Annotated in this window: 14 protein-coding genes and 1 pseudogene; 9 read left to right on the forward strand and 6 right to left on the reverse strand. The window is 60.7% G+C overall.

What is annotated here, in order from left to right:
* Nucleotides 1-6: 6 nt before the first annotated feature.
* Together QMM04_RS01705 and eat are read right to left on the reverse strand one after the other, a co-directional pair.
* Complete coding sequence (locus QMM04_RS01705) at nucleotides 7-1,005, reverse strand: aldo/keto reductase (protein ID WP_282995520.1); 999 nt, start codon at nucleotides 1,003-1,005, stop codon at nucleotides 7-9.
* A 210-nt stretch (nucleotides 1,006-1,215) separates the two neighbouring features.
* Entirely contained in the window at nucleotides 1,216-2,580 is a 1,365-nt protein-coding gene (gene eat, locus QMM04_RS01710) for an ethanolamine permease (RefSeq protein ID WP_058758051.1), read from the reverse strand.
* A gap of 267 nt (nucleotides 2,581-2,847) precedes the next feature.
* Between eat and QMM04_RS01715 the strand changes: the two genes are divergently transcribed.
* Together QMM04_RS01715 and QMM04_RS01720 are read left to right on the forward strand one after the other, a co-directional pair.
* A complete protein-coding gene (locus QMM04_RS01715) occupies nucleotides 2,848-3,852 on the forward strand; it encodes a phosphotransferase (RefSeq protein WP_058775209.1) in 1,005 nt (334 codons plus the stop codon).
* Nucleotides 3,853-4,016: 164 nt separating this feature from the next.
* Entirely contained in the window at nucleotides 4,017-5,087 is a 1,071-nt protein-coding gene (locus tag QMM04_RS01720; protein WP_282995521.1) for an AraC family transcriptional regulator, read from the forward strand.
* Here the strand turns inward: QMM04_RS01720 and QMM04_RS01725 are convergent.
* Nucleotides 5,038-5,418, reverse strand: a complete 381-nt coding sequence (locus QMM04_RS01725; protein ID WP_282995522.1) for a cell envelope integrity TolA C-terminal domain-containing protein — start codon at nucleotides 5,416-5,418, stop codon at nucleotides 5,038-5,040. The genes QMM04_RS01720 and QMM04_RS01725 overlap by 50 nt on opposite strands.
* Before the next feature lie 200 nt (nucleotides 5,419-5,618).
* Here QMM04_RS01725 and QMM04_RS01730 point away from each other — a divergent pair, with 200 nt between their 5' ends.
* Genes QMM04_RS01730 through QMM04_RS01740 form a run of 3 tightly spaced genes read left to right on the forward strand, consistent with a single transcriptional unit; the run spans nucleotide 5,619 to nucleotide 7,317 of the window.
* The gene (locus tag QMM04_RS01730) at nucleotides 5,619-6,296 is read left to right on the forward strand and encodes a CsgG/HfaB family protein (protein WP_021507138.1); all 678 of its coding nucleotides are present in this window, start codon (nucleotides 5,619-5,621) and stop codon (nucleotides 6,294-6,296) included.
* A gap of 11 nt (nucleotides 6,297-6,307) precedes the next feature.
* Complete coding sequence (locus QMM04_RS01735; RefSeq protein WP_021507139.1) at nucleotides 6,308-6,664, forward strand: DUF4810 domain-containing protein; 357 nt, start codon at nucleotides 6,308-6,310, stop codon at nucleotides 6,662-6,664.
* A complete protein-coding gene (locus QMM04_RS01740; RefSeq protein WP_021507140.1) occupies nucleotides 6,661-7,317 on the forward strand; it encodes a DUF799 domain-containing protein in 657 nt (218 codons plus the stop codon). Before QMM04_RS01735 ends, QMM04_RS01740 begins: the two co-directional genes overlap by 4 nt.
* Before the next feature lie 45 nt (nucleotides 7,318-7,362).
* On the opposite strand, the gene QMM04_RS01745 is transcribed toward QMM04_RS01740, so the two are convergent.
* Together QMM04_RS01745 and sbcD are read right to left on the reverse strand one after the other, a co-directional pair.
* The gene (locus QMM04_RS01745) at nucleotides 7,363-11,040 is read right to left on the reverse strand and encodes an AAA family ATPase (RefSeq protein WP_282995523.1); all 3,678 of its coding nucleotides are present in this window, start codon (nucleotides 11,038-11,040) and stop codon (nucleotides 7,363-7,365) included.
* The gene (gene sbcD / locus QMM04_RS01750) at nucleotides 11,037-12,254 is read right to left on the reverse strand and encodes an exonuclease subunit SbcD (protein ID WP_104092640.1); all 1,218 of its coding nucleotides are present in this window, start codon (nucleotides 12,252-12,254) and stop codon (nucleotides 11,037-11,039) included. The genes QMM04_RS01745 and sbcD overlap by 4 nt, the downstream gene beginning before the upstream one ends.
* Before the next feature lie 197 nt (nucleotides 12,255-12,451).
* Here sbcD and phoB point away from each other — a divergent pair, with 197 nt between their 5' ends.
* The 4 genes from phoB to QMM04_RS01770 all read left to right on the forward strand — a co-directional run bounded on the left by phoB (nucleotide 12,452) and on the right by QMM04_RS01770 (nucleotide 16,687).
* Nucleotides 12,452-13,141, forward strand: a complete 690-nt coding sequence (gene phoB, locus QMM04_RS01755) for a phosphate response regulator transcription factor PhoB (RefSeq protein ID WP_021507143.1) — start codon at nucleotides 12,452-12,454, stop codon at nucleotides 13,139-13,141.
* Nucleotides 13,142-13,156: 15 nt separating this feature from the next.
* Nucleotides 13,157-14,470 carry a phosphate regulon sensor histidine kinase PhoR gene (gene phoR / locus QMM04_RS01760; protein ID WP_021507144.1) on the forward strand — a complete coding sequence of 438 codons (1,314 nt, stop codon included), beginning with the start codon at nucleotides 13,157-13,159 and terminating at the stop codon, nucleotides 14,468-14,470.
* An 18-nt stretch (nucleotides 14,471-14,488) separates the two neighbouring features.
* The gene (locus tag QMM04_RS01765; RefSeq protein ID WP_282995524.1) at nucleotides 14,489-15,415 is read left to right on the forward strand and encodes a phosphate ABC transporter substrate-binding protein PstS family protein; all 927 of its coding nucleotides are present in this window, start codon (nucleotides 14,489-14,491) and stop codon (nucleotides 15,413-15,415) included.
* Between the two features lie 165 nt (nucleotides 15,416-15,580).
* Nucleotides 15,581-16,687, forward strand: coding sequence for a cobalamin-independent methionine synthase II family protein (locus QMM04_RS01770; protein ID WP_282995525.1), 1,107 nt, complete (start codon nucleotides 15,581-15,583; stop codon nucleotides 16,685-16,687).
* Nucleotides 16,688-16,794: 107 nt separating this feature from the next.
* Here the strand turns inward: QMM04_RS01770 and QMM04_RS01775 are convergent.
* Nucleotides 16,795-16,887, reverse strand: a pseudogene (locus QMM04_RS01775) (branched-chain amino acid transport system II carrier protein); the annotation flags it as partial.

A 16,887-nucleotide genomic window follows, 5' to 3' on the forward strand; every position in this document is an offset into this window, starting at 1 on the left:
ATGGCTTCAGGCATTAATGCTTTTCATCCCTTCCTGAGAATAGCGCTCGCCCCTGATCTCAATATGCTGGTGGATAGCGTTCAGTAAGGCGATATCTGCCTGCTCCAGCACGATATCGGCGGCCTGCGCATTTTCCGCCAGATAGCGGGTCTGTTTCGTTCCCGGAATGGGGATCAGCTTGTCGTACTGCGCCAGCAGCCAGGCCAGCGCAATCTGCCCTGGCGTGCAGCTGTACTTTTCAGCAAGCGGGTGCACCGCGTCAAGAAGCTGGGCATTATGGTCGAGGCTGGACTGGCTGAAGCGTTCATTATTTTTGCGGAAATCACCCTCAGCGAAGTCGCTGTTATGACGATACTTTCCGGTCAGAAACCCTCTGCCCAGCGGAGAGTAGGGAACTAAACCTATACCCAGCTCTTTCACCACCGGCAGAATCTCAGCTTCGATATCGCGCGTCCACAGTGAATATTCGGTTTGCAGGGCAGTGAGCGGGTGAATGGCATGGGCCCGGCGCAGGGTTGAAGCAGAAACTTCACACAGGCCAATGTGGTTGATCTTACCCGCTTTAACGAGGCGGCTCAGGCATTCCATGCTCTCTTCAATCGGCGTAACCTGGCTCACGCGGTGAAGATAGAACAGATCGATGCGCTCAACGCCAAGCCTTTTAAGCGATTCATTACAGCAGCGGGTGATGTAGTCAGGTTGGTTGTTAATCGTCCGGGCATAAGCCTGGTCCGCAGGGCGAACGATTCCGCACTTGGTGGCAATGTTAAACTGCTCACGCGTCGCGTTATCCAGACCGGCAAGAAAGTGGCCGATCAGCCGCTCATTATGGCCCCGACCGTACATATCCGCGGTGTCGATAAACGTGATATTCAGGTCGATAAGCGTGTGTAACAGCTGCAGTGAAGCGGTGTCGTCTGTCTGGCCATAAAATTCGCTCAGTCCCATGGCACCATAGCCGATCGAACTGACAGTCAGGGTTTGCGATAAATGTCGGGTGTGCATAGTGGCTCCTTTTGCGGGTTTTTTTGATTGTTGCACCCCGATTACGCGTAATGAATTGTCATTTTCGTCATGCAAAAAAGGTATCACAGCAGCAAGACCGGAGCGGTGCTGTGGTGGGATGGATTTATCACGTGGGGCAGAAAGAGACGGGTACACAAAGGGCTCTGTGTACCCGTCTCCGTTGCCTGAAGGGCAGGGGCAATGCGTTGCTTACTCGCCGACCAGCATGGAATCCTGCGGTGCGCGCTCGCGCTGGGCTTTGGTGGCGAGGAAGTAAAGGTAGCCGAGCACCATAATCGCCACAAACAATCCGCCGATTACCGGGTTGAACCACAGCATCGCCACCAGACACACCAGCGACAGCACCAGTGCGATGCCCGGAACCAACGGATAGCCCGGCGCACGGAAGCTGCGCTCCAGGTCCGGTGCGCTGCGGCGCAGCTTAAACAGGCTCAGCATACTCATCAGGTACATCACGATCGCGCCGAACACTGCCATGGTGATCATCGCCGCCGTCAGCGTCATGCCCTGCAGGTTGATCAGTCCGTCGCTGTAAATGGCGGCGATACCGATGACACCGCCGGCGATGATGGCGCGGTGCGGCGTCTGGAAGCGCGACAGCTTCGCCAGGCTGGGCGGCAGATAGCCCGCGCGCGCCAGGGCAAAGAACTGACGCGAGTAGCCAAGGATGATGCCGTGGAAGCTGGCAACCAGGCCAAACAGGCCGATCCACACCAGCATATGCATCCAGTTAGAGTGCTCGCCGACGATCATCTTCATCGCCTGCGGCAGCGGATCGTTGATGTCCGACAGCTTGCGCCAGTCGCCCGCGCCGCCGGCCAGCAGCATCACGCCAATCGCCAGCACCACCAGGGTAAGAATGCCGCTGATGTAGGCTTTCGGGATGGTGCGCTTCGGATCTTTGGCTTCTTCGGCCGCCATGGCCGCGCCTTCAATGGCGAGGAAAAACCAGATAGCGAACGGGATGGCGGCAAAGATGCCGGACAGCGCTGGCATGCCAAAATGATCGCTGCCAGCCCAGCCGTTGGCGGCGAAGTTAGCGACGCTGAAACCCGGCGATACCACGCCCATGAACACCAGCAGCTCCAGCACTGCCAGCACCGTCACCACCAGTTCGAACATCGCGGCCAGCTTCACGCCGAGAATATTCAGTGCCATAAACAATAAATAAGCCCCGACTGCCGCCGTTTTGGGGTTGAGATCGGGATACTGCACGTTGAGGTAGGCGCCAATCGCCATGGCGATGGCCGGCGGGGCGAACACGAACTCAATCAGCGTCGCCAGACCGGCAATCAGACCACCGGTTTCGCCAAATGCCCGACGGCTGTAAGCGAACGGCCCGCCAGCGTGCGGAATCGCCGTGGTCAGTTCGGTAAAGCTAAAAATAAAGCAGGTATAAAGTGTGGCGATCAGCGCGGTGGTGATCAGGAATCCCAGCGTCCCGGCCACGCCCCAGCCATAGCTCCAGCCGAAATACTCACCGGAAATCACCAGTCCAACCGCAATACCCCATAAATGCAGGGTGCCCAGCGTGGGTTTTAGTTTGCCTGTCATCTTCATCTCCCCGTCATGCTTGTTGTGCGGCGTTGGCACCGCGCTATTGTGGGTTTGCGCTACAGTGAAGGGATAATGCCGCTGCCCGGGACGGGAAAACTTGACGCCGGCGCAGTGAGTTTTGTCCTCTGCGGTCAACTCGCTGCGAGAAAAAGCGCTGGCTGTACGCTGCGGTCAACTTTTGCTGTTCTGCGGTCAGGCAGTCAGGACGACCTCATCCCATGCTGATAACACTGGTTTTAAGAGACTAATGCTGGAGAGTGATGAATGAGCGCCAAACAAGCCGAATCCCTGACCGATGCCGAGATCACCCTGCTGGCGCAACGTGCGCTGGCCTGCTATCCCGCCGCGCTGCACGGTGAGCTGCAATTGCTGTGCCGTTCGGAGAACGCCACCTTTTTGCTGCGTGCTGGCGGCAAACGCTACGCGCTGCGCCTGCACCGGCCGGATTACCACAGCAAAGCGGATATTCTCAGTGAACTGATGTGGCTCGATGCGCTGCGCGAGACCGGCATCATGGTGCCGCAGGCGATTCCGGCGCGCGACGGTGAAAGCGTACTGACGCTGACGCTGGCGGACGGCAGCTCGCGTCATGCGGTGCTGTTCCACTGGATTGACGGCGAGATGCCGACCACCGACGTCGATCCCAAAGCCTTTCAGCAGCTCGGGACCATCACCGCGCGCCTGCATCAGCACAGCCGCAGCTGGCAGAAACCCGAAGGTTTTCAGCGTATTATCTGGGATCATCACACCATGGTCAGCGAGCACAGCCACTGGGGGCGCTGGCAGGATGCGCCCCATCTTGATCCGGCCGATCACGGCATTATCGCAGCGGCGGTGGAGCGCGCCGGGCAGGCGCTGGCGGAATTTGGTAAAGAGCGCGATCGCTACGGCCTGATCCACGCCGATCTGCGCCTGACCAACCTGCTGCTGCACAAAGGCGAAACCCGGGTGATCGACTTCGATGACTGCGGCATGGGCTGGTATCTGCATGATCTGGCGGCCGCGATCAGTTTCGTCGAGCACCATCCGCGTGCGGCGGAGTGGGTGGATAACTGGATCCTCGGCTATGAACGCGTGGCGCACATCAGTGATGCTGAGATGGCGCTGGTGCCGACGCTGCTGATTCAGCGTCGTATTCAGATGACGGCGTGGATGGGCACGCACGCCGATACCGAGATGGCGCTCAGCCTCGGGCCGCACTGGGCCAGCCATTCGGTGCGGCTGTGCCGTCGCTATCTTGAGAGCAGCCAGCTGCCGGTAGGCGCGTGACCTGCACCAGCAGAGGGCAGCGGCGCGCGCTGATGTGCTGATCGGGTGCCTGCGGATAGCGCGCGCTGGCGTTTATAGGCGCGCTGACGCGGGCGCGGTGACGCTGGTATGAAAATTGCTGGATCCCTTCATTCTGTTATCCGCGCGATCCCTGAGAGGTTTCCATGCAATCACTCATCTCTGCTGCTGATGCCTTCAGCGCGTTTGCCACACCCGCCAGCAACCGTGGCGTTCTGGCCGCGGCGGCGACCGGTCTGAGCGCCTTCATCACGGATAAAGGCGGCGATGTCGATCGCATCTTTGGCATCAGCGGTATCGATTCCGAACTGCTGGCCAGCCCGACACTGAGCCTCGGGCTGGTGAACTATTGCCGCGTGATGGAAGAAGCGGCGCGCCACTCCGGCTTTGATAACTTCGGTTTGCATTACGGCAGGCAGTTCAAACCGCAGTCATTAGGGTTAATTGGCTACATCGGACTGTGCTCGCCGACGCTGGAGCAGGCGCTGCACAATGTGGTGAACGCGTTTCCCTGGCACCAGCACGATACGCTGACGCGGCTGGTGGACAAGGGCGACTGCTGGCGGCTCGATTATCAGGTGCGCCACGGGGCGATCCTGGCACGCCGTCAGGATGCGGAGCTGACGCTCGGCATGTTCCTCAACCTGATTCGCCACGTGGCGGGCAAAAACTGGGCGCCGCGCGAGGTGCACTTTGAACATCCGCGTCCGGAGCAGTGGCACGAGCACTGCAAAGTGTTTGATGCGCCGGTCTGGTTCGATCAGCCGTTTAACTCGCTGCTGATCGCCAAACGCGACCTGCAGCGCGCCATGCCGGAGCAGGATGCGATGCTGCTGATGGTGATGCAGGATGCCATTCGCCGCCTCAACAGCAGCGCCAGCGTGCAGAGCATGGTCGAACTGGCGCGTTCGCAGGTCAGCCTGACGCTGATTCAGGGCGAACCGGTGCTGGAAGAGGTTGCCGGCAAAATGGGGTTGTCGAGCTGGTCGCTGCAGCGGCGTCTGCGTGAAGAGGGCATCAGTTTTAGTGCGCTGGTGGACAAGGTGCGCTGCGAAATGGCCACCCATTACCTGCAGCAGAAGCAGCTGCCCATCTCGGAGATGGCGCTGCTGCTGGGCTATTCTGAGGTCAGCGCCTTTTCCCGCGCTTTTCGCCGCTGGTTCGGCATCAGCCCGCGCCAGTGGCGCCAGGATGGGCTGGCAAGTCAGGCCGGGTAGGCGCAAAGCCAAACCACGCCGGCTGGTCGCGCTGCGGCGGTGGCGGTAAGCCGCGCGACTGACCAATCAACTGCCAGGCGCGCAAACACAGTGCTTCGTCGCCCTGCGTCTGCGTCACCGCGAAGCGTCCGCTGTTCTGCCACTCCAGGCGCACCCAGCACTGCTGTCCGGCATAGCGCACCGCATCGTGAAACTGCTTATTGAGCTGCTGCTGCAGTGCTTCACTCCAGTGGCAGGCGGCGCTATCAGCATCGCCCTGCGGCTGGCACTGATTGGCCAGGCTGGGGGCTGGCGCGGCCACCTGCTGGCAGGCGCTGAGCCCCACCATCATTACTAACCCACCTGATAGTCTCGCTAATCGATTAATTAAATTCATTAATAAGCCTGCATTTTCGCTAAAGATTCCTGGCGCTGCTGCCGACAGTCTACAGACCGCAGCAGGGAATGCTATGGCATTACTCTGACTGTCGGCATAACCAGAATTTGCCGCCTGGTGGCGGTGTTATCCCTTCCTTTATTCATGGACCAGAAATGCAGAAGAAATATGCCTTTGCGGCACTCTCCTTGTTAAGCGCCGCGCTGCTCAGTGGCTGTGCCACCGAGTCGTCGCGCGCCATCGACGCACCTCAGGTTCGCGCCGCAAGCCAGCCGGCTTATCAGGGCGTGCGCAGCCCAATCGCGGTGGGACAGTTTGATAACCGTTCGTCATACATGAATGGGATTTTCTCCGACGGCGTTGATCGTCTGGGCAACCAATCCAAAACCATTCTGATTACGCATCTGCAGCAGACCAATCGCTTCAACGTGCTGGATCGCAGCAACCTGAAAGAGTTGCAGCAGGAAGCCGACTTCAAACACAGCCAGCAGAACATCAAGGGCGCTAACTACATCATCACCGGTGACATCACCGAGTTCGGGCGCAAAGAAGTGGGCGACCAGCAGCTGTGGGGCATCCTCGGCCGCGGTAAAAGTCAGATCGCTTACGCCAAAGTGAACCTGAATGTGGTGGATGTGACCACTTCAGAAGTGGTTTATAGCGTGCAGGGCGCGGGTGAATACCAGCTGTCAGCGCGTGAGGTGATCGGCTTTGGCGGCACCGCCAGCTATGACTCTACCCTGAACGGCAAAGTGATGGATCTGGCGATCCGTGAAGCGGTCGACCACCTGGTGGATGGCATCAATAACGGCGCATGGCGCCCGGTGAAATAAGGATATTGACGATGAAATTACTGCAACTGAGCGCCGCGCTGATCGCGGCAGGCGTGCTGGCCGGCTGTGCGCCAAAAGGACCGGAGCCGATCTACTACTGGGGTGATTACCAGCAGCAGGTCTACAGCTATTACCAGAAAGACAGCGATCCGCAGAAGCAGATTGATGCGCTGAATCTGGATATCGAAAAGGCCAAAGCAGTGAACAAGCCGGTAGCACCGGGTCTGCACGCCCAGCTGGGCCTGCTGTACGCCAAAAACGGCAATACGGATAAAGCTTTCAGCCAGTTCGCCCTTGAGAAGCAGCTGTTTCCGGAATCGGCCCCGTACATGGACTTTCTGATGAAGAAAAAAGGAGTGAACCAATGAAAAAACTGATTGCCGTGTGCGGCGTATTCGCGGCGCTGCTGCTGACCGGCTGTGCCCAGAATAAGAAACCGTATGATTACAGCGCCTTCCGTGCCAGTAAGCCGGCGTCAATTCTGGTGCTGCCTGCCGATAACCGTGCGCCGGATATCAACGCGTCGCACAGCTTCACCTCGCTGGTGACCCAGCCGCTGGCGGAAGCGGGTTACTACGTATTCCCGGTGGCGGTGGTGGAAGAGACCTTCCAGCAGAACGGCCTGAGCAACGGGCATGAAATTCAGGCGGTGAGCACGAAGCGCTTGCATGACATCTTCAACGCAGACAGCGCACTGTACATTTCGATTACCGATTATGGCAGCAGCTATCTGGTGGTTGATTCGGTGACCACGGTCTCGGCCACTGCCCGTCTGGTTGATCTGCGCAGCGGTAAAGAGCTGTGGCAGGGCATGGCCACCGCCAATGATTCTGAGAACAGCAACAACAGCAACGGCGGCATCATTGGCATGCTGGTGTCGGCGGCGATCAAACAGATCGCCAGCAACGCGGGCGACAAAGCGCACACCATTGCTGGTGTCACCAGCGCGCGTCTGTTAGCGCAGAACGAGCAGGGTGGTCTGCTGGCCGGTCCGCGCTACAAAGCGCCGGTTACGCGTTAATCTACCTGGCGCGGCGATCAGCTGATCGCCGCGCCACTTCACGCATCACTCGCCCGGCAGCTCCAGTTTACTGTAGCCGAGTCCGTTCATTTTACGCACCCGGATCTGCACCGGGATGCGCTCTTTCATCGCTTCCACATGACTGATCACGCCGATGGTTTTCCCGCTGGCGTTAAGCGCATCGAGCGCATCCAGCGCGGTGTCCAGCGTTTCGGCATCCAGCGTGCCGAAGCCTTCGTCGAGAAACAGTGATTCAATGCGCGTTTTATGGCTGACCAAATCGGACAGCGCCAGCGCCAGCGCGAGGCTGACGAGGAAGCTCTCGCCGCCGGACAGCGTACGCGTGTCGCGCGTGGCATCGGCCTGCCAGGTATCGACCACTTCCAGCTCCAGCTCATCGCTGACGCGGCGCTGCAGTAAATAGCGGCCGTGCAGGCGATCGAGCTGGCGGTTTGCCAGCCACACCAGATGATCGAGGGTTAAGCCCTGAGCAAAGCGGCGGAACTTGTCGCCTTTGGCCGACCCGATCAGATCGTTGAGGCGGCTCAGCTGTGCCAGTTCCGCTTCGTCAGCGGCGATCTGCGCCAGCAGCGTTTGCTGCTGCTGACGCTGCTGCGCATCGCTGTGCAACTGCTGCTGCGCTTCGCCCTGCTGGCGTGCATTGTCACGCAGCGCCACGCGCAGCTGCTCCAGCCGGGCGGCGATGGTGCCAGCATCGGCATCGCTGAGCGCGGCCGGGCGCTGCTGCTGGTGATCGCTCAGCCGCTGCGCCAGTCTGGCATGCAGCGCGGCGTGCTGCTGATGCTGCTGCTCCAGCGTTTGCAGCCGCTGGCGCAGCGTTTGCACCTCATCTTCCGCCAGCAGCGCGGCGCGCAGGGCGCTTTCGTCAGCGAAATCACTGAGCAGCAATGCCTGCCGGAAGGCGCTTTCGGCGTCCGCTGTGCGCTGCGCCAGCGTCTGCTGCTGGCTGACAATCTGTTCATACTGACCTTTCAGGCCGTGCAGCTCGCTTTGCGCCTGCTGCCAGCGCTGCAGCTGTTGCGCCAGCGCCTGGTCATGCTGTTGCAGCGTGGCGTGCTGCTGCTGACGCGCGTCCGCCACGCGCCGGTCGCCAAACAGCTGCTGGCGCTGCTGCTGCTGGGCCTGCTGCTGCTGTTGCAGGTGGTTAAGGGCTTGCTGCAGGCTGGCGACCTGCTGCTGTTCACGCGCCAGCGTGTGCTGCAGGCTGGTGCCTTCCGTTTCGCTTTTCGCCAGCTGCGGCTGTAGCTCAGCAAGTAACCGCTCACTTTCCTGCCACTGCTGCCAGCGCTGCTGCAGGGTTTGCAGCCAGCCGGCGCGCTCGGGCGCGGCAGGCAGGCTAAGCTGATGGGCAGCCAGCTGCTGTTCCAGCTGCTGCAATTGCTGCTGACACGCCTGACGTTCACCACTGATGCGCTGGTCGAGCTCATCGCGCTGCTGTTGGGCGCTGGTGAGCTGCTGCTGCGCCAGCTGTTGCTGCTGCTGATGTTGCTGCCAGCGCTGTTGCTGTTGCAGATGCGCGTCTTTGGCCTGCTGCAACGTGACGGCCGCCTGTTCACGCGCCTGCAACTGCTGCTGCTGGCGGGCTTCGAGCGCATCCTGCTGCTGCTGCCAGGCGCTGAATTCTGCGTGCTGTTCAGCGCTGAAGGTAAGCGCCAGCTCACCGCACAGCGCCTGCCAGCGCTCGCGGGTGGCGGCGATCTGCTGGTCGAGATCGGCGATTTCCTGTTGCAGCGCCTGCTGTTGCTGCTGCGACAGTTTGAGCTGCTCGCCCCGCGCGGTGCCGGCTTCCCTGAGCTGCATCACGCGGCTCTCCAGCGCGGCCAGGCGCTGCTGACTTTCATCCGGCTGTAACTGCTGGTAGCGGTCGATGGCCGGATGCTGGCAGGAGCCGCACAGCGGGCAGGGCTGTTCCGGCTGCAGCCGGGCCCGCTCGTCGGCCAGCTGAATAATCGTGCGCTCCAGCTCGCACAGGCGACGCACATCCAGCAGCGTCTGATGCTCGCGCTTGTACTCCTCGCGCAGCTGCTGCAACGCCAGCGCTTCCTGCGCAGCATGCTGCTGTAATTGCTGCAGTTTAAGCTGGCGCTGCTGGCGCTGCGGCTGGATCGTTTGCCACTGAGCCGCCAGCAGGCTGAGCTGCTGGCGGATGCCGCGCTGCTGCTGATGCTGTGCCAGCGCCGCACGCAGCGCCGGGCTGGCGATCTCCGCTTCGAGCGAAGTCAGCACCTGCTCCGCCTGCTGACGCTGCTGCTGCGCCGCGGTTTCTGCCTGTTGCAGCGGCTGTGCCGCCTGCTCGCGCGCCTGCAGCGCCTGCTGCTGCTGTTCCAGCTGATTTTGCTGCTGTTGCCGCTGCGCGCTGAGCTGCGTCAGCGTCTGCTCGCGCTCTTCAATGCGGGCGAGTTCAGCCTGCCAGCGCGCCAGCTCGCCGCCCCAGTGAGCAACGGCGGCTTCACTTTCACGCAACGCCTGCTGCTGCGCCAGCTGCTGTTGTAAGCGTTCACTCTCCTGCTGATGCTGTTCCAGCGCCTGCTGACTGAGCTGCAGCGCTTTTTGCTGCGCGTTCAGCTGTGCCTGCTGCTGCTCAAGCTGCTGTGCACGGCTGGCGATCTGCTGGTCGAGCGGAATCACCTGCTCGACCAGCAGCGTTTCCAGCTGCTGCTGGTCGGCCAGCGCGCGTTCACGCGCCTGCTGTGCGGCCTGATAGTGACTTTCGCCCTGCTGCAGCGCGACTTGCGCCTGCTGCTGTTGCTGCTGTAACTGCTGCGCCTGCTGCGTCAGTGCCTGCTGGTCGCGCTGCAGCTGCTCGCGCTGCTGCAGTTTGTCACGCAGTTTCTCCGCCGGTTCGGCACGCGCCAGCCGCTGGCGATCGCCTTCCGCCTGCTGCCAGGCGCTGGCGGCAGTCTGCAACGCCTGCTGCGCCTGCTGCTGCTCCGCGTGGAGCTGCTGCTGCTGCGTCAGCCACTGCTGCTGCTGCTGGGCCTGCGCCAGCTGCTCGCTCAGATCCTGTTCGGTGCGGGTCAGCTGCTCCAGCTGCTGCGCCAGTTCGGCGCGGCGGGCGTCATCGAGCAACTGCACCGCACCGGCGCGGGCGCGCAGCGTGTCGAGTGCCGCGCGCGCCGTGCGCCAGCGCTCGTAGATCTGCATCGAGATGTGGCCGTAGATTTCGGTGCCGGTCAGCTCCTCCAGCAGCTCGGCGCGCTCGCCGGGTTTGGCATTGAGGAAGGCGGCAAACTGCCCCTGCGACAGCATCATCGAACGGGTGAAGCGGGCAAAATCGAGACCGGACAAGGTTTCGATGGCTTTGAGCTTGTCACCGACTTTATCGGCGACGATCTGGTTGTCCGCCACGCGCGCCAGTTCGACGCGCGGCGCCTGCAGTTTACCTTCCGCCAGGCCGCGCGCGCGGTTCTGGCTCCAGAAGGCGCGCCAGGCTTCACCTTTGATCTCAAACTCCACTTCGGCGAGGCACTCAGCGGTGTCACGCGTCATCAGCTGATTTTCGCTCTGCGACAGGCCACCAAGGCGCGGCGTCTGGTGATAGAGCGCCAGACAGATGGCATCCAGCAGCGTGGTTTTACCCGCGCCGGTGGCGCCGGTGATGGCGAACAGCCCGTTGCTGGCAAACGGCTCGCGGCGGAAATCGATAAACCACTCGCCGCGCAGCGCGTTGAGGTTTTTAAAACGCAGCGTCAGAATTTTCATGCGCCCGGATCCTCCAGCGTCGCCAGCGTGCTGCGAAACAGCTGCGTTAACTGCGCGCGCTGTTCATCCTCCAGCTGTTCCTCCAGCGCCAGCCGGCGGGCAAATACCTCTTCAACTTTCAGTTCGCTCAGGGTTTCGTTCTCCAGCCGTGCCAGACTGCGCTGACGCTGATCGCGGCTGCGGCGCACCAGCAGCACCTCAACCGGCAGCGCGTCGGTAAGCTGTTCGATGCGGCGCTGCAGATCGCTCAGGTACTCCTGAGTGGTGATTTCGATATCCAGCCACACCGGCAGATCGCCTTCATAGGTGTGAAACGCGGTCAGCTGCTGTTCAATCTCCGCCATGGCGCCTTTTAACATCTGCATCGGCTGGAATGACGGAATAACCAGCGGTGTGACGGACTCCAGCCGGGTGCTAAATTCCAGCAGGAATACGCTTTTCTCACGCCCCAGTTCATCAAAACTGAGCGCAATCGGCGAACCGCTGTAGCGGATGTGATCGCTGTCGGCGATGCGCTGCGCACGATGGATGTGGCCCAGCGCAATGTAGTCGGCAGGCGGGAAGGCCTGCGCCGGAAAGGCGTCCAGCGTGCCGATGTAGATATCACGCACTGAATCGCTCTTGCTGACGCCCACAGTAGTGAGATGCCCGGTGGCGATGATCGGCAGCGTACTGCCCATGGCTTCGCGCTGCGCCACGGCGGCGGCATAACAGTGCTGATAGTGCTGCTCAATCGCCTGCAGCAGCGACAGCTGCTTATCGCGTCCGGACTGACCCGCCTGGCTGCGCAGAATATCGCGCGGACGCAGATAGGGAATGGCGCACAGCAGCGCCCCCGGCGTGCCGTCGTGCTGTTGCAGCGTCAGCACCTGCTGCTCGCCGCCGGGCGTGGCGCTGGTAATGACGCGGGTATTGAGGCAGGCCAGCAGCTCGCGCGATTCATTCAGCGTGGCGACCGAATCATGGTTGCCGGCCAGCACAATCAGCTGGCAGCCGCTGGGCTGCAGCGCCACCACGAAACGGTTAAACAGTTCGCGCGCGTAGCTGGGCGGCGAACCGGTATCAAACAGGTCGCCAGCGACGATCAGCGCATCCACCTGATGCTGCACAATCGCGGCCAGCAGCCAGTCGAGGAATTGCTGGTGCTCGGCGGCGCGGCTTTTGCTGTAAAAGAACTGACCGAGATGCCAGTCAGCGGTGTGAATAATGCGCATGAATGCTCCGTGCCTGCTATCGCAAAGCGGCAGTATAACCGCTTAACAACGCAATGAAAAAAAAGCGAAACCGGTTGTCACAATTGCGCTTTTTATCTGATTATCATGAGGTGGGTTTTTCATAAAAGTGTCACAAAACTGACGCATAATGGCGCCGCAAACCCCCGTGACATGCCGTCACAATCGCAGGAGTAATAATGGCTAAGCGCATTTTGGTTGTGGAAGACGAAGCTCCCATCCGTGAAATGTTATGTTTCGTGCTGGAACAAAACGATTATCAGCCGATTGAGGCTGAGGACTATGACAGCGCGATTGGCAAGCTGATCGAACCCTGGCCCGATCTGATTCTGCTGGACTGGATGTTACCCGGCGGCAGCGGCATTCAGTTCATCAAACATTTAAAGCGTGAAGCCATGACGCGTGATATTCCGGTGATGATGCTGACGGCGCGCGGTGAAGAGGAAGATCGCGTGCGCGGGCTGGAAGTGGGCGCCGATGATTACATCACCAAGCCGTTCTCGCCCAAAGAGCTGATGGCGCGCATTAAAGCCGTGATGCGCCGCATCTCACCGATGGCGGTGGAAGAGGTGATTGAGATGCAGGGGCTGAGCCTCGATCCCTCCTCGCATCGCGTGATGTCCGAAACCACGCCGCTGGAAATGGGGCCGACCGAATACAAACTGCTGCACTTCTTTATGACGCATCCGGAGCGCGTATACAGCCGCGAACAGCTGCTGAATCACGTATGGGGCACTAACGTGTATGTGGAAGACCGCACCGTGGATGTGCATATCCGTCGTTTACGTAAAGCACTGGAAGTTTCCGGCCACGATCGCATGGTACAAACCGTTCGCGGAACAGGGTATCGTTTCTCTGCCCGCTACTAAACGGAGTCTTTTACCGTGCTGGAACGACTCTCCTGGAAGAGATTACTGACCGAGCTGGCGCTGGTGTGTCTGCCTGCGCTGGTGCTGGGTCTGCTGGTTGGCTATCTGCCATGGTGGCTGTTACTGGCCGTGTGCGGCGTGCTGTTCTGGCACTTCAAAAATCTGATGCGGCTGTCGCACTGGCTGTGGATTGATCGTTCAATGACGCCGCCCACCGGGCGCGGCAGCTGGGAACCGCTGTTTTACGGCCTGTATCAAATGCAGTTGCGCAATCGCCGCCGCCGGCGCGAGCTGGGCAATCTGATCAAACGCTTTCGCAGCGGGGCCGAGTCGCTGCCGGACGCGGTGGTACTCACCACCGAAGAGGGCACCATTTTCTGGTGTAACGGTCTGGCCCAGCAGCATCTCGGGCTGCGCTGGCCGGAAGATAACGGCCAGAATATCCTCAACCTGCTGCGCTACCCTGAATTCTCCCGCTATATCCGCCAGCGCGACTTCAACAAGCCGCTGACGCTGGTGCTGAATAATCAGCATCATATGGAATTCCGCGTCATGCCTTACAGCGAAGGTCAGTGGCTGATGGTGGCGCGTGACGTCACCCAGATGCACCAGCTGGAAGGAGCGCGGCGTAACTTCTTCGCCAACGTCAGCCATGAACTGCGTACCCCGCTGACGGTGCTGCAGGGCTATCTGGAGATGATGGACGATGCCGGGATGAACGAGCGCACCCGCAGCAAGGCCCTCAGTACCATGCAGGAGCAAACGCGACGCATGGACAGCCTGGTGAAGCAGTTGCTGACGCTGTCACGCATCGAAGCGGCTCCCGCCATTGACCTGAAAGAGACGGTGGATGTGCCGACCATGCTGCTGCTGTTGCAACGCGAGGCAGAAACCCTCAGCCAGGGCCGGCACAGCATCCATTTCCACACTGATCCGCACCTGAAGGTGTTCGGCAATGATGAACAGCTGCGCAGTGCGATTTCCAATCTGGTGTATAACGCGGTGAACCACACGCCGGATGGCACGCGCATCGACATCAGCTGGTTGCGCACCAAACAGGGCGCCGAATTTAAAGTGTGCGACAACGGGCCCGGCATCAGCGAGGAGCATCTGCCGCGCCTGACCGAACGCTTCTACCGCGTGGATAAAGCGCGCTCGCGCGCCACCGGCGGCAGCGGGCTGGGGCTGGCCATTGTTAAGCACGCGCTCGGCCACCACACCACGCGGCTGGAGATCAGCAGCGTGCCGCATCAGGAAACCTGCTTCCGCTTCGTGCTGCCACCGCGCTTGATTGTGGCGAACGGAATCCGCGAGAATGTGGCGCAGTAAACGCCACCGGACTCTGTGATGAAATCGCTGCTGCTCTCTCTTTTATTACTGTGCCCGCTGCTGGCGACGGCTCAGCAGGGCATGCTGACCGGCAACCTGAGCAGCGTCGGCTCGGACACGCTGGGCTATCTGATGACGCTGTGGGGCGAAGATTTCAGCCGTCAGTCGCCGGGTGTCAACGTGCAGGTGCAGGCGGCGGGATCGTCGACGGCGCCGACCGCGCTGGCCGCAGGGGCCGCTCAGCTTGGCGCCATGAGCCGGCCGATGCAGGTGGATGAGCGTCAGCTGTTTATCGCGCGCTATGGTTATGCACCGCTGGCGGTGCCGGTGGCGATGGATGCGCTGGTGGTGGTGGTTAATCAGGACAATCCGCTGCCGTCCATCAGTCAGCCGCAGCTGGATGCGCTGTTCTCCGTGACCCGGCTGTGCGGCGCACAGCAGGTGCCACAGCGCTGGGGCGATGTTGGCCTGCATACGGCGAACTGGGCAACGCGCAGTATCCAGCGCTTTGGCCGTAACTCCGCTTCCGGCACCTGGGGCTTCTTCAAGCAGCAGGCGCTGTGTCGCGGCGATTTCCGCGCTGACGTCGCGGAGTTTCCCGGCTCGGCGGCGGTGGTGCAGGCGGTTGCCAGCACGCCGAACAGCATCGGCTATGCCAGTTTTGGCTTTCACCTGAGCGGCGTAAAAACCCTGCCGATCGTCACCGCCAGCGGCGACAGCGTTATGCCGGATGCCGAATCGATCCGCAGCGGCCGTTATCCGTGGTCGCGCCCGCTGTATATTTACGTTAACAAGGCGCCCGGTAAACCGCTGCCGCCGCTGGTCGCCGCCTTTCTGCAGCAGGTGCTCTCTGCGCAGGGCCAGCGCCGCGTAACGGAGGCCGGCTACCTGCCGCTGTCCGACAGCCAGATCGCGCAGGCGCGCGCGGCGATTGCGCAAAACTAATTCACGCTGACCGATCATGAATTTTTTTCACGTCCCCTGAATTTTCTTCTATTGCCGCCGGCAGGGCGGCATGTCACTCTTATGGACATATAGCCATCCAGATGGCCAAAAATAACCATACGCAATTATACCCTGACGCAATTATGCGCCAGTGCAGGAGTGAATATGCAACGCAACACCGCCCCGTTCCGCGCCGATACCGTCGGCAGTTTTCTGCGTCCCGCTGCCATTAAGCAGGCACGCGAGCAGTTCGCCAGTGGCACCCTCAGCGCCGACCAGCTGCGTCAGGTAGAAGACGATGCGATTCGCCAGGTGGTGGAGCAGCAGCGCGCCAGCGGTCTGCAGGTAGTGACCGACGGTGAATTCCGCCGCGCCTGGTGGCACTTTGATTTCTTTGGCCATCTGCACGGCGTCGAGCTGTTCGAGGCCGATCAGGGCATTCAGTTCAACGGCGTGCAGACCAAAGCGCACGGCGTGAAGGTCACCGGCAAAGTCGCTTTTAACCCGCAGCATCCGATGCTGGACCATTTCCGCTTCCTGCAAAGCGTGGCTGGCGATGCGGTGGCGAAAATGACCATTCCCAGCCCGAGCGTGCTGCACTTCCGCGGCGGCCGTAAAGTGATTGATGCCACGGTGTATCCGGATCTGGAGCAGTACTTCGCCGATCTGGCACAGACTTACAAGGAGGCGATCAAGGCGTTTTACGACGCTGGCTGCCGCTATCTGCAGCTGGATGACACCGTGTGGGCGTACCTGTGTTCAGGCGATCAGCAGCAGCAAATCCGCGAGCGCGGTGAAGATCCGCAACAGCTGGCGCACATTTATGCGCAGGTGCTGAATCGCGCGCTGGAAGATAAACCGGCGGATCTCACCGTCGGCCTGCACGTGTGTCGCGGTAACTTCCGCTCGACCTGGATCTCGGAAGGTGGCTACGAGCCGGTGGCGGAAATTCTGTTTGGCAGCGTGAATATCGACGCGTTTTTCCTCGAGTACGATAATGAGCGCTCCGGTGGCTTTGAGCCGCTGCGTTTCATCAAACCGGGTCATCAGCAGGTGGTATTAGGGCTGATCACCACCAAAACCGGCGAGCTTGAAGACGCTGCACAGGTGAAGGCGCGCCTGCAGGAAGCGGTGCAGTTTGTCAGCCTCGACCAGATTTGCCTCAGCCCGCAGTGTGGCTTTGCGTCAACGGAAGAGGGCAACAGCCTGACCGAAGCGCAGCAGTGGCAGAAGATTCGTCTGGTTGTCGACATCGCACAACAGGTGTGGTGATGCTGTAAAGTTGTGCAAACAGGCGCGTAAAGCGCGCCTTTTGTGCATCCCTGCGGCGGTTTCTGCAAGGAGATCGCCCGCTTTGCAGAAACTTTAAGCAAATCATCTGAGGTGATCAGGAAGCCGAAGGCGGCAATCCAGACATGTTCACAAGACTGAATACCGACCATAGGCGGGAAAATGATGTTTCCTGCGCCAAC

This window comes from Pantoea sp. Pa-EAmG, assembly GCF_030024295.1.
Lineage (GTDB): Bacteria > Pseudomonadota > Gammaproteobacteria > Enterobacterales > Enterobacteriaceae > Pantoea > Pantoea dispersa.

Bases quoted from the DNA above. Each gene is read 5' to 3' on its own strand.
- sbcD (WP_104092640.1), bottom strand. From the start codon at position 12,254: ATGCGCATTATTCACACCGCTGACTGGCATCTCGGTCAGTTCTTTTAC.
- QMM04_RS01720 (WP_282995521.1), top strand. From the start codon at position 4,017: ATGCAATCACTCATCTCTGCTGCTGATGCCTTCAGCGCGTTTGCCACA.
- phoB (WP_021507143.1), top strand. From the start codon at position 12,452: ATGGCTAAGCGCATTTTGGTTGTGGAAGACGAAGCTCCCATCCGTGAA.
- QMM04_RS01735 (WP_021507139.1), top strand. From the start codon at position 6,308: ATGAAATTACTGCAACTGAGCGCCGCGCTGATCGCGGCAGGCGTGCTG.
- QMM04_RS01730 (WP_021507138.1), top strand. From the start codon at position 5,619: ATGCAGAAGAAATATGCCTTTGCGGCACTCTCCTTGTTAAGCGCCGCG.
- QMM04_RS01765 (WP_282995524.1), top strand. From the start codon at position 14,489: ATGAAATCGCTGCTGCTCTCTCTTTTATTACTGTGCCCGCTGCTGGCG.
- eat (WP_058758051.1), bottom strand. From the start codon at position 2,580: ATGACAGGCAAACTAAAACCCACGCTGGGCACCCTGCATTTATGGGGT.
- QMM04_RS01770 (WP_282995525.1), top strand. From the start codon at position 15,581: ATGCAACGCAACACCGCCCCGTTCCGCGCCGATACCGTCGGCAGTTTT.
- QMM04_RS01725 (WP_282995522.1), bottom strand. From the start codon at position 5,418: ATGATGGTGGGGCTCAGCGCCTGCCAGCAGGTGGCCGCGCCAGCCCCC.
- QMM04_RS01715 (WP_058775209.1), top strand. From the start codon at position 2,848: ATGAGCGCCAAACAAGCCGAATCCCTGACCGATGCCGAGATCACCCTG.
- QMM04_RS01705 (WP_282995520.1), bottom strand. From the start codon at position 1,005: ATGCACACCCGACATTTATCGCAAACCCTGACTGTCAGTTCGATCGGC.
- QMM04_RS01745 (WP_282995523.1), bottom strand. From the start codon at position 11,040: ATGAAAATTCTGACGCTGCGTTTTAAAAACCTCAACGCGCTGCGCGGC.
- QMM04_RS01740 (WP_021507140.1), top strand. From the start codon at position 6,661: ATGAAAAAACTGATTGCCGTGTGCGGCGTATTCGCGGCGCTGCTGCTG.